Source organism: Gardnerella sp. DNF01199S (assembly GCF_049244155.1).
GTDB lineage: Bacteria > Actinomycetota > Actinomycetes > Actinomycetales > Bifidobacteriaceae > Bifidobacterium > Bifidobacterium piotii.
In genome coordinates, this window is the sequence record NZ_CP058380.1 from 997,541 (window position 1) to 1,009,852 (window position 12,312).

General features: G+C 39.0%; 8 protein-coding genes. 3 read left to right on the plus strand and 5 right to left on the minus strand.

Going from position 1 to position 12,312, the window contains the following annotated elements:
* Window positions 1–25: 25 nt before the first annotated feature.
* Entirely contained in the window at window positions 26–3,004 is a 2,979-nt protein-coding gene (gene uvrA / locus HXT45_RS03955) for an excinuclease ABC subunit UvrA (protein ID WP_373271613.1), read from the minus strand.
* A 295-nt stretch (window positions 3,005–3,299) separates the two neighbouring features.
* Between uvrA and HXT45_RS03960 the strand changes: the two genes are divergently transcribed.
* Window positions 3,300–4,901 (plus strand): ABC-F family ATP-binding cassette domain-containing protein, encoded by a 1,602-nt coding sequence (locus HXT45_RS03960; protein ID WP_018615781.1) that lies wholly within the window; start codon window positions 3,300–3,302, stop codon window positions 4,899–4,901.
* 14 nt (window positions 4,902–4,915) lie between these two features.
* Complete coding sequence (locus HXT45_RS03965; RefSeq protein ID WP_421781317.1) at window positions 4,916–7,144, plus strand: beta-carotene 15,15'-monooxygenase; 2,229 nt, start codon at window positions 4,916–4,918, stop codon at window positions 7,142–7,144.
* Between the two features lie 42 nt (window positions 7,145–7,186).
* On the opposite strand, the gene HXT45_RS03970 is transcribed toward HXT45_RS03965, so the two are convergent.
* The 3 genes from HXT45_RS03970 to HXT45_RS03980 all read right to left on the minus strand — a co-directional run bounded on the left by HXT45_RS03970 (window position 7,187) and on the right by HXT45_RS03980 (window position 10,310).
* Window positions 7,187–8,413 (minus strand): pyridoxal phosphate-dependent aminotransferase, encoded by a 1,227-nt coding sequence (locus HXT45_RS03970; RefSeq protein ID WP_353938468.1) that lies wholly within the window; start codon window positions 8,411–8,413, stop codon window positions 7,187–7,189.
* A 103-nt stretch (window positions 8,414–8,516) separates the two neighbouring features.
* The gene (ppgK, locus tag HXT45_RS03975) at window positions 8,517–9,287 is read right to left on the minus strand and encodes a polyphosphate--glucose phosphotransferase (RefSeq protein ID WP_004130916.1); all 771 of its coding nucleotides are present in this window, start codon (window positions 9,285–9,287) and stop codon (window positions 8,517–8,519) included.
* A 180-nt stretch (window positions 9,288–9,467) separates the two neighbouring features.
* Window positions 9,468–10,310 (minus strand): inositol monophosphatase family protein, encoded by an 843-nt coding sequence (locus HXT45_RS03980; protein ID WP_016840121.1) that lies wholly within the window; start codon window positions 10,308–10,310, stop codon window positions 9,468–9,470.
* A 282-nt stretch (window positions 10,311–10,592) separates the two neighbouring features.
* Between HXT45_RS03980 and serB the strand changes: the two genes are divergently transcribed.
* The gene (gene serB, locus HXT45_RS03985; RefSeq protein ID WP_421781319.1) at window positions 10,593–11,288 is read left to right on the plus strand and encodes a phosphoserine phosphatase SerB; all 696 of its coding nucleotides are present in this window, start codon (window positions 10,593–10,595) and stop codon (window positions 11,286–11,288) included.
* Between the two features lie 43 nt (window positions 11,289–11,331).
* Here the strand turns inward: serB and fmt are convergent, their stop codons facing one another.
* Window positions 11,332–12,312 carry a methionyl-tRNA formyltransferase gene (fmt, locus tag HXT45_RS03990; protein WP_421781321.1) on the minus strand — a complete coding sequence of 327 codons (981 nt, stop codon included), beginning with the start codon at window positions 12,310–12,312 and terminating at the stop codon, window positions 11,332–11,334.

A 12,312-nucleotide genomic window follows, 5' to 3' on the forward strand; every position in this document is an offset into this window, starting at 1 on the left:
TTTTTACTTATAACTTCTGATTTTGTTACTCTTTGAGCATTGACTTTAAGAATTTACCCGTCCAGCTGTATTGCACTTTTGCAACATCTTCTGGAGTTCCAGTTGCTACGATTTCGCCGCCTTTATCTCCTCCTTCTGGGCCTAAATCTATAATCCAATCTGCGCATTTTACAACATCAAGATTGTGCTCAATAACTATTACACTATTGCCTTTATCTACTAAAGATTGAAGAACACTTAAAAGCTTACGAACATCTTCAAAATGCAAGCCCGTAGTAGGTTCATCTAGAATATAAACGGTTTTTCCAGTAGAACGCTTTTGTAGTTCCGTAGCAAGCTTTACTCTTTGCGACTCTCCGCCAGAAAGAGTTGGCGCACTTTGACCAAGCCGAATATAGCCTAAGCCAACTTTAACTAAAGTCTCTAAGTATCTAGAAATAGACGGATATGCTTTAAAGAACACAGCAGCTTGCGATATTGGCATATCTAGCACGTCTGAAATAGTTTTACCATTGTACTTTACTTCTAGAGTGTCTCGATTATACCTTTTTCCGTGGCATTCTTCGCATTGCACGTATACGTCTGGCAAAAAATTCATCTCGATTTTAAGCGTTCCGTCTCCGCTACAAGCCTCGCACCTTCCGCCTTTTACGTTAAACGAGAATCTTCCAGGGCCGTACCCTCTAACTTTTGCTTCTGGAGTTTGAGCAAAAAGCGAACGGATCTTATCCCAAACTCCAGTATATGTAGCAGGATTTGATCTTGGTGTTCTACCAATAGGATTTTGATCTACGTGAACAACCTTATCGCAATTGTCTACTCCATCAACGCGCTTATGCAATCCTGGAACAATGCGAGCGCCGTTTAGCTTATCTGCCAAAACTGGGTAAAGTATTGAGTTTATTAAGCTTGACTTTCCAGATCCAGAAACTCCTGTTATGCAAGTAAATACGCCTAAAGGTATTTCTACATCTATGTTTTTAAGATTGTGCTCTTTTGCACCAACAATAGTTAACATACGACTTTTGTTGATTTTACGGCGCTTTTTAGGAACATCTATTGTGCGTCTTTTTGCAATATAGTCTCCTGTGATTGATCGCTTTGCCTCTGTTATGTGTTTTGCAGGGCCGCAATATACAACTTCTCCGCCGTTTTCTCCAGCTTCTGGACCAATGTCTACAAGCCAGTCTGACTTTCGTATTGTATCTTCGTCGTGTTCTACAACTATAAGCGTATTTCCAAGATCTCTAAGATTGTGCAACGTAGATATAAGCTTTTCGTTGTCTCTTTGATGAAGACCAATAGACGGTTCGTCAAGAACGTACATAACTCCAACTAGTCCAGACCCTATTTGCGTTGCAAGCCTTATTCTTTGAGCTTCTCCGCCAGAAAGAGTTTTTGCTGCTCTAGAAAGAGTTAAGTAGTTTAAGCCAACGTCATTTAAGAATCCTAATCTTGCTTTGATTTCTTTTACAATCTCTTTAGCAATTATCTTTTTTGCGCCTTCTAGATTTAACGAATTAATCCACTCAAGACTTTTTTCAATAGGCATATCGCATACATCTGCGATTGAGCACGAGCCAACTTTAATAGACAAGACTTCTGGATTAAGTCTTTTTCCTTTGCATGTTAAACATGGCACTTCTCGCATGTATGACTCGTAGTATTGACGCATTTGATCTGAGTCTGTTTCGTCATGCTTGCGCATAAGAGTACGCACTACGCCCTCAAATCCTGTTGAATACTCTCTCTGCCTACCCCATCGATTTTTATACGATACTTTTACTTCAAAATCATGGCCATAAAGTATTGAATCTTGCACATCTTTTGGAAGATTTTCCCACGGCGTATCCATACTAAAGCCAAGCTCTACACTTAAGCCTTTTAACACGTGCCTGTAGTATTCTCCAGCTGCTTTATTCAAAGCCCAAGGTTCTATAGCGCCTTCGTTAAGTGATTTTTCTGTATTTGGAACAACAAGAGCAGGGTCAATCTCTAGATTGTAACCAATTCCAGAGCAATCATGGCATGCTCCATACGGAGCATTGAATGAGAACGTTCTTGGCTCTATCTCTAATAGATTAAATTGATGACTATTAGGGCACGCCATGTTCTCGGAAAAACTTTGACGCCTGTTTTTAGAAGAAGCATCTTCGTCTACAAAATCCGCAACAACAATACCTTTAGAAAGCTTTAGCGCTGTTTCTATAGAATCTGTAAGACGTGTACGTATACCATCTTTTATAACTAATCTATCTACAATAACTTCGATTGTGTGTTTCTTTTGCTTTTCTAAAATAATATCTTCGGAAAGCTCTCGCATTTGCCCATCTATAAGCGCTCTAGAATAGCCGTCTGACCTAAGAAGAGTAATAGTATCTTTAAACTCACCTTTTCTGCCGTTAACAATAGGAGCCAGTAATTGCAACCTTGTTTTTTGCGGCAAAGAAAGCAATACGTTAGCTATTTGTTGAGGGGTTTGCGCACTAACGATTTCGCCACATTTAGGGCAATGTGGAACACCTACGCGAGCAAAAAGAAGCCTTAAATAGTCATAAATCTCCGTAATCGTACCAACAGTAGAACGAGGATTGCGATTAGTGGTTTTTTGGTCAATAGACACTGCTGGGCTTAAGCCTTCAATAAAGTCTACGTCTGGCTTATCCATTCTTCCAAGGAATTGCCTTGCATACGCGCTTAAGGATTCCACATAACGCCTTTGACCTTCTGCAAAAAGAGTGTCGAAAGCAAGAGAAGATTTACCAGAACCAGATAATCCAGTAAAAACAATCATCCTATTTCTAGGCAATTGCAAATTAACGTTCTTTAGATTATGCTCTCTTGCACCTTGAACAGTTATTTTTAAGTCGGAAGGAACCTTACTTAAGTCGTATATTAAATTACCATTATTTTTTATAATTGGCGCCGAATCAATAAACGATTGAAGTACATTGTTTTTTTGATTATTATTTCCATCTTTAGTATTCATGCTTGTAGCGCTCATGTTTGCATCTTTTATTGAAAGCGACTGCTTACTTTGTAAAGAATCCAAGTGTTTTTGCATTCTGCCTCCTTAAGATGCTTTAGCGTATATGAATCAAAATTGCAAAACTAAATCTTGATTACGTGCCTGTTTTATAATATCATTCATTATAGAACACATGTTCGAAATATGTTGCTTGCTGCGTGTTGCTAATCCTATGCAAGCCTAACGGTATAATCGGGAGTTTGGTTAACATATTTCAATTAATATCTTAATTACGATTTTGCAAGAATAGAACTTAAGGGGTGGGTAAAAAATGGCCATTGACGCACAAGGACTTACTATACAAATTGGTGCGCGCACGCTATTAAACCCAACAGATTTTCACGTTACAAAAGGCGACAAAATAGGCTTAGTCGGAAGAAACGGCGCTGGAAAAACAACACTTACGCGCGTAATTACTGCAGAAACACTTCCAGCTGGCGGAAGCGTAAAAGTAAGCGGCTCGTTAGGATATCTTCCACAAGACACGCATGCAGCAGATCCAGAGCAAAGCGCGTTAGATAGAATTATGAGCGCTCGCGATATTTCGTCAATCGTATCTCGTATACGAAAAGCAGAAAAAGACATGACGAATCCAGATCCAGACATTATGACAAAAGCCATGAATCGCTACGATAAAGCAATTAATGACTTTGAAAAAGCTGGTGGGTACGCTGTTCAATCAGAAGCAATATCAATGGCAAATAGCCTTGGACTCCCACAAGAAGTTATGAAACAAGCTCTTGGAACACTTTCTGGTGGACAACGCAGACGAATCGAACTTGCGCGAATACTTTTTTCTAATGCAGATACGCTGATTTTAGATGAGCCTACTAACCACTTAGACGCAGATTCCATAATATGGTTGCGAAACTATCTGAAAAAATTCTCTGGTGGATTCCTTGTTATATCTCACTCAACAGAGTTGCTAGACGAAGTTGTTAATAAAGTTTGGCATTTAGATGCACAATTGGCTCAAATAGACATGTATTCAATGGGCTGGAAAGCATACTTGCATCAGCGCGTTGTAGACGAAGAGCGAAGACGAAGAGAGCGCGAAGTTGCAGAAAAGAAGGCGGAGCGACTTATGAAGCAAGGAATCCGACTTCACGCAAAAGCGACTAAAGCAGTAGCAGCTCAAAACATGATGCGTAGAGCCGAACGCTTATTGAACGAAACAAGCGAAGCTCAAAGCCGCGAAAAAGTAGCAGATATTAGATTCCCAGAGCCTGCTCCTTGCGGACGCACTCCTATTATGGCTAAAGATATTTCAAAAGCTTATGGTTCAAACATCGTATTTGCTGGAATAAATTTGGCTATAGACAAGGGCTCGAGAGTTGTTATTTTGGGATACAATGGCGCTGGAAAAACTACCACTTTGCGCATTCTTGCTGGCGAAGAAAGCGCAGATACTGGCGTTGTTGAATATGGACACGGATGCAAAATAGGATATTTTGCGCAAGAGCACGATACTTTAGACTTAGATGCAACTGTTTTAGAAAATCTTCAACACGTTGCTCCAGAATTAAACGACACTCAAGCAAGATCAATGCTTGGAAGCTTCCTGTTTTCGGGAGACGACGCCATGAAACCTGCTAAAGTGCTTTCTGGCGGCGAAAAAACTCGCCTAGCATTGGCAACTCTTGTAACTTCTAAAGCAAACGTTCTTTTACTTGATGAGCCTACTAATAACTTAGACCCAGCTTCTCGCGAAGAAATTCTTAAAGCTATTTCTAAGTACGAAGGCGCAATTGTGTTAGTTACTCACGACGAAGGAGCAGTTCTTGCGCTAAACCCAGAAAGAGTTCTTCTTATGCCAGACGGCGACGAAGACTTGTGGAGCGACGACTATCTTGATTTGGTAGCGGAAGAATAGGATTTTAGATTTCTATGAAAAAAACAGCTAATTTTGCCAATTGCGCGTTACGCAACATTTTTCGCGTGCTTCGCGCGCCTTTAGCAATCTTGCTGTTAATAGCATTGTTTGAATGCACTGTTGGGAATATTCCATTTTGGAATAGCGTTACTGGCAGCACAGATAGCATGTTTGCTCACAATCTTACTGGCCCTGGAATTAAAAGACTTTCTTCTGGAGGACTTTTAATTACAGACCCTTCGGAATCTTATTTAGAAGTTAATTCCGACGGATCTTCGCCGTACATTCAGCTTAAGCCTTCACTAATTACGCCGAAAAAAATTGGCAAAAGTCCTGTTAAAACAGACGTGCATGTACGCATTGATGTTAATAAAATCGCTGGAAAGCCTTTAAGCACCAACCCTAGAGCTATTAGTTTTGCTATGCTTCCTGTTCCAGATCAAGCAGTTGGAGTTAAAAGCACGCTTAGATTATGGATACAACACCCTAAAGGAGACGTTGTAGACGTTGAGGACGCAAAAGCAAATGTTAGAGCACCTTTCAGCTGGAATTGGGGTCGCGTTCTTCTTCTTATAGTCGTTTCAATTTTGATTTCTTTGTGGAATCCTTGGTCTAAATTGTGGAAAATAAAACTTAATACAAAAAGTTTTAATCAAAGACTTTTACTCGTTTTATCTTGGACTCCATTTATTGCTATAGCTGTTGTTGCAATCGTTTGGAATGTTTTTAACGGTATTCCAATGCATTTTGACGTTGCTGGAAACTACACGTACGATTTTGATCAATATGCGCGCACAGCAGACGCTCTTATTAAAGGCAAAACATATCTTGACTTGCCTGTTCCTAAGCAAATGCAAAATCTTACTAATCCGTACGATCCAATTGCAAGAAACAAGCTTCTTTCTGATTTAGTGCACAATATTTATTGGGATCACGCATACTACAACGGTCATTGGTACTCGTATTTTGGTGTAATTCCAGCTGTTTTATTCTTTATGCCTTATAGACTTATATCGAGTTTGTGGATTAATGGCGGAGCAATGCTTCCAACAACAATCGCAACTCTTATATGCCTAGTGGGATTCTTAATTTCGGGCTCTCTTCTAGTGATTAGACTTATTGAACGAATAAACAAACGAGCGTCTCTTGCTTGCGTGTCTATTTGCTTAGCATTGTTCTTTATTACATCTAACACGGTTTACTTGTGGTTTAGAACATCATTCTATAGTGTTCCAATGGCAGCTTCGCTATTCTTTACATCTTTAGGATTATGGTTTTATCTTGGCGCTGCTAAAAATGGCATTGCAAAAGATGAAAATCAAGCACAAGAATCCAACGAATCTTACAATTCTATTTATCAAATATCTGCTAAGCACATTGCATTAGGCTCTTTGTTTATATCTCTAAATCTAGGATGCAGACCAACATTTATAATCGCGTTTTTGCTTGCAATACCGCTTTTTTACAACAATATTTACTTCTATTTTAAGCATTTAATTTCTAGCAAGAAAATTATAAAAGAAGACTTAAAGCAAATAATAAAGCTAGTTTTAAGCGTGATTGTGCCGTTTGTAATAGTTGCAATACCAATAGGATTGTATAACGCTTTAAGATTTGGGTCGCCATTTAACTTTGGTAACGAATATCAAATTACTATTACAGACATGACTACAATGCGCCTTCCTGTGCAAAACATCATTCCCTCAATTTTAAGTTATTTAGCTTTGCCATTGCGCTTTACACCAGCTTTCCCTTGGATTTCGATTAATCCTATTGCTTTCAATAGATGGCAATACGCAGAGCCAATGATTGGAGGAATGTTTACCCTTGCTCCATTGGCATTTATTGGCGTTATTTGTTCTTTGTTAATGATTAAAAAAATGAGCAAATTTGCATCAAGACTTACTATATGTGCTTTGATTCTTGCAATGATTGTTGTTGTTTTCAACAGCTTAAAAGCAGGAATTGGATGGCGTTATATTGCTGACTTTGGATGGGCGTTCTCACTAAGCGCAATAATCGGAATTACTGTTTTTCTAGAAAAATACGCAAACGTAGAAGATTGTACAACTTTGCGCACAAAAGTTATGTGTTACACAATACGCATTGCAGTTTTAGCAATGCTATTCTTCTCTATTGCAATCGCATTCTTAGGTTGGTTTGTTCCAGGAAGAGAAGACTCAGTTTTGCGATTCAATCCTGGGCTTTGGCATTACGTTAGATGCTGGTTTACTCTAATCTAGTCTAAAGTTTAAGAACATGAGTCTTCAAAATTCTAGATTTTTCTACATCTCTTCTAACATTTTATGAACAGTATTCAGCAATAAAGTAACGCCATTTTCGAATTGATCCTCTTGCGGAAGTAAAGATAGCGCTAAGTAGCCATTAGTTGGCATGTCAAAATAATATCCAGGCTGAGAAACCAGCTTGTAGTCTTTAATTAAGCGCAAAGCTAATAAATCATCATCTATACAAGAAGGAACGCGCAACAAAATATTCCATCCGCCTTCTGCTCGCAATGCACTAACGCAACAATTTGGGTAGTTTTCAAGCATTTTTCTAAGCGTTTTAAGATTAGAGCGTACTCGACTTTGAACAATCGCAGTTTGCTCTTTAGAGCATTGCAATAATTCTGGAATTCTTTCCGATACAGTTGCGCCAATCGGAAGAAAATCATCCGCAATAACATCAAGGCGTTTCATTGCTTCTTGCACATCTTGACTTGGCCCCGAAACCTCAATCCACCCAACTTTTGCATGCGGAGCTGCAAGCATTTTTGAGAATCCATCTAAAGCAAAAACAAGCGTTGATTGTTCTCCTGCAAGTCTTGAATTTTCGTTAAATGGCTCTAAAGAGTAATCGTAGAAAACTTCATCTGCAATAATCGCAACATTATTTTTATTGCACAAACTCAACAATTGCACTCTTTCTTCTGGCTTAATATAAGAGCCTGTTGGATTGTTTGGGTTTATTAAAACAAGAGCACGAATACGATTATCCGTATTCTCTAAAAGTTCTTTAACTCTTGGAATATCAATAGTCCAAGAGCCATCGTAAACAAGCGGATATGGTATGGATTTTACGCCTTGAAGTCTTGCAATAGATTCAATAAGAGGATACCCAGGAGTTGGAGCTAAAACTGAGTCACCGCAATCGCACATTAGCATCATAAGCCATGCGTATGCTTGAGAAGTAGACGATAATACGTATAGATTATTTGGATTAAGAGCTTTTGGCGAATTACTTTTTTGATCTACAATATCTTGACTTGCAATATTTTGATCTACGCGATTATCTCTAGCATTTATAAAATCAGCCAGAATGCGCCTAACTTCGATTGGCCCTCTAGGATCCGCTGTATATTTTGCGCTTAAACATTTTGGAGCAAGGCCATGCACTGTTGGGTTTGAATCGTTAAGTTTTGTAAGTTTAATACCTTTAGACATAGCAACGCGTTGAGCCAGAATAATTGGATTTGGCTCGCTTACATCAACTCTAGAAGAAAATCGCACTCGACTACACTAGCGCATTGCATAACCAAATATAAAAAATGCGCCGAACGCATAAGCATCCAGCGCAAATAAAGTAAATAAAACAAATAAAATATTAAAAAACTTACTTGTTTCTTTGTTGCATTGCATAGTAAGCTGCGCCAATAATACCAGCTTCGTTATGCAAAGACGCAACAACAATAGGAGTCTTAATATCGATATGCGGCAAGAACTTCTCGCTCACACGGCTAACGCCACCGCCAACAACAAACAAGTCTGGATTAAAGTACTTTTCCATTAATCCGTAATACTTAGTTAAGCGCTTAGCCCACTTTTTATAGCCCATATCCAACTTTTCGCGAACAGAAGAAGCAGCATACTTTTCTGCATCTCCCTTTCCTTTTTCTAGCTGAATATGACCAAGCTCTGTGTTTGGAATAAGAACGCCATTGTAAATCAAAGCGGTTCCAATTCCAGTGCCTAATGTTGTTGCAATAACTAAGCCATCTTTATCTTTTGCTGCACCAAAATGCTGTTCCGCAAGACCAGCAGCGTCGGCATCGTTAACAACCGTAACAGGACGACCGCAAGCTTCGCTAAACACTTCTGTAACATCCACACCAATCCAAGATTGATCAAGATTCGCCATAAACTCAAGTTTCTTGCCTGGCTTAATAGGCGCTGGGAAAGCAATACCAACAGGAACATCTTCAGGCACATCAAAATGCTCGAGCTGCTGACGAACAATATCTGCAACAGCTTGAGGTGTAGAAACCGCTGGAGTGAGAATCTTATATCGCGGTTCTGCAAACTCGCCTTTTTCCAAATTAACTGGTGCAGCCTTAATACCAGAGCCACCAATATCTACGCCAAATGCTTGTGCAGTGTCAATCATCGTTAACACTCCCCTCTGAATGTCGGACAATGGGATATCATGTTCATTCTACAATATTGCTAAAGCGACACGCTTATATATTGTCTATTTAATGATAACGATTGCATAAATGTTTTTCTCAAAATTAAAGCTTTAATATTAAAAATCATGCAAACAATTGCTAAGATTTTTAACTCTAATTTATCGCAAATAATTTTGAAGTTCTTTATTTATTAAACCATTCGAAGCAATAACGTCGTTTTCGCGTCTCCAATGGATTGAGTCACCATTCCATTGTCGAACATGACCTTGAGCCTCTTTAACAACAACAGCACCAGCGGAAACGCCTGGAATATCCCACTCGTGAAGATGCGGCTCAAAATAAGCGTCGTAAGTACCATCAGCAACCTTGCATAAATCAAGAGAAGCAGGGCCAATGCGCTTAATATCTGCTGGACATTCTTCCTCAAGCGAAGAAACAACATCCAAAGCTCTTTTAGATTCGCCTGGAATATAAGACATTCCGTAGCAAACAACAGAACCGTGCAATGTTGATGTTGTAGAAGGAGTGATTTTCTCTCGCTTTTCTCCATTAGGAGTTTTACGAATACGAATAGCACCCTGGCCTTTAGCTGCTAAATAAGTAAGACCTAAAGCTGGAGCATGAACAACTCCAAGAATTGGCCTTGCGGAGCCTTGATCGTTAAACTCAAAAAGCGAAACAGTTAGAGTCCACTCTGCCAGATCTCGATTAAAGTTAATAGCACCGTCAATATTACCAACGCACCAAAAACGATCACCAATATTGCAATTTTCTGGACGATTACGCCAAAATCCCTGGAAGGTGTTTATATACGTAAGACGATTTTCAATAAAGCGTACGAGCTTATCTCCAAAACCAGAATCTGCTTGATTCGGATCACCCAAAACCATCATGCTTGCCATATCTCGAGGATTTAATTGGTCTTGATAAGCGTGCTTGCCAACATCTTCCAAAATCCTAGCAACTTCAAGAGCAACATCGCGTAAATTCATACTTGCCATACTCTACTCACCTCTTTAATTCCCCACATTTTGATTATTTATCTATTCCATAAATCTGCAACTATCCATAAATCTGCAACTATTTTACTCAACTAATCAAATTAAACCAAACTTCCACACGCAATATTCAAATAAAATCAATAAACTTTCACATTTAACTTTTAATATAAGTTTTATAAGAAGTTTTACAATGCAAAACGCATAGCAAAACAAATTCCTAAATTTCTTAAACCAGCCTTAAAATTAATTAATAAACCTAACACTCTCTTAAAAGATTATAACATGACTAAAGTACCATACTTAAAAACACAAAACTTAATTAATACTCTTTCAAACACTCCTTCACTAAAAAAACCAGGGCTTCTTGTTTTAGATGTAGACGCCACTCTTATTGAAGAAGAAGTTATAGATTTATTAGGAGATATTGCTGGAGTTGGCTGCGATTTAGCATACATAACATCTAAAGCAATGCAAGGAAAAATGGACTTTAATACGTCGCTAAAGCTAAGAGTTTCTATGCTTAAGGGACTTGACTATTCTTGCGTTAAAGAAGTTGCGCAAAATATTCATGTAACAAATGGAGCTAAAAAGCTTATAAACACATTGCACTCTTTTGGATGGAAAGTTGGAGCTGTTAGCGGCGGATTCAAGCAAGTTTTAGACGATTTTTTACCAAAACTAAACATAGACTTTTGGGTTGCAAACAATCTAGAAGTCGTAGATTCTAAACTAAGTGGAAAGGTTATTGATCCAATAGTAAATCGTCAATATAAAGCAAAAGCATTGACTAATTGGGCACGCAAGAACAATATTGATATTGCTCAAAGCGTTGCTATTGGAGACGGCGCTAACGATATAGATATGATTAAAACAGCAGGATTAGGCGTAGCATTTTGCGCAAAGCAGTTATTAAAAAGTCAAGCTAAAGCAAGCATAGATACGCGAGACCTAAGCCTAGTTTTAGATTTACTAAGCTAACATTTAATCCAAATAGGATTAATCCAAGTAGTATTAGCTAGTATTAACTCAAGTAGGATTCACTACTTAAGTGCGCTCCTCTCGCCCAATCTGCAGCATTCATAGCTTTTTTACCTTGCGCTTTAACTTCTAAAAGCTCAATAGCTCCACTTGCACATCCAACCCAAACATTGTGCTTTTTTGCAAGAATCTGCCCAGGTTTAAGCTCGTTTAGACTATGTAATTCAATATCTTCATCTTTTGCTAATGCGCAAGCAAGAACGTGCAAACTAATTGTTTGCAAATCACTAGAATCAACATGAAGATTGCACCAAGCTCCAGGATTTGGCGTGCAAGCACGAATCTGCCTATCGATTGCAAACGCTGGAATATCAAAACGAATATGAGCATCTTCAACAGTGATTTTTTGAGCGATTTGGCAAGGCGTAGAGTCTTGCTCAACAGGAATAATTTGACCAGATTCCATACCAACAAGAGCAGAGCAAAGAAGATTTGCACCATCATTGCTTAATCGAGTGAGCAAATCACCAGCTGTTTCATGAGCTCCAATCTCGGTAGTCATTTGTGCAAGAATCGGACCTTCATCCATTCCGCGCGTAATCTTAAAAACTGTTGCACCTGTAATATCATCTCCAGCCCATATTGCGCGCTGAACAGGAGCAGCACCTCGCCATTGCGGAAGAAGCGAAAAATGCAAGTTATACCATCCTAGAGGAAGAGCATCCAAAACAGATTGCTTAAGAATCTTTCCGTACGCAACAACGGCCGCAAGCCTTGCGCCAGTAGCTTTTAGAGCACTCACACACTCTTGCTCATTGCTAGGATTAACCTCTAAAACAGGAATTCCAAGCTCAATCGCAGCTTTTTTAACAGCACTAGGAACAAGCTTTCTACCTCTGCCAGTCGGAGCATCTGGACGAGTAAGAACAGCTCGCACATCAAAATGTTCTTTATCTTCAGCTAGCGCGCGCAAAGGAGCAACAGCAACATCTGGAGTTCCAGCAAATAAAATAGGCAATACCAT

Coding starts and splice junctions, on each gene's coding strand:
- uvrA (WP_373271613.1), bottom strand. CDS start 3,004: ATGAGCGCTACAAGCATGAATACTAAAGATGGAAATAATAATCAAAAA.
- HXT45_RS03960 (WP_018615781.1), top strand. CDS start 3,300: ATGGCCATTGACGCACAAGGACTTACTATACAAATTGGTGCGCGCACG.
- HXT45_RS03965 (WP_421781317.1), top strand. CDS start 4,916: ATGAAAAAAACAGCTAATTTTGCCAATTGCGCGTTACGCAACATTTTT.
- ppgK (WP_004130916.1), bottom strand. CDS start 9,287: ATGATTGACACTGCACAAGCATTTGGCGTAGATATTGGTGGCTCTGGT.
- HXT45_RS03980 (WP_016840121.1), bottom strand. CDS start 10,310: ATGGCAAGTATGAATTTACGCGATGTTGCTCTTGAAGTTGCTAGGATT.
- serB (WP_421781319.1), top strand. CDS start 10,593: ATGACTAAAGTACCATACTTAAAAACACAAAACTTAATTAATACTCTT.
- fmt (WP_421781321.1), bottom strand. CDS start 12,312: ATGGTATTGCCTATTTTATTTGCTGGAACTCCAGATGTTGCTGTTGCT.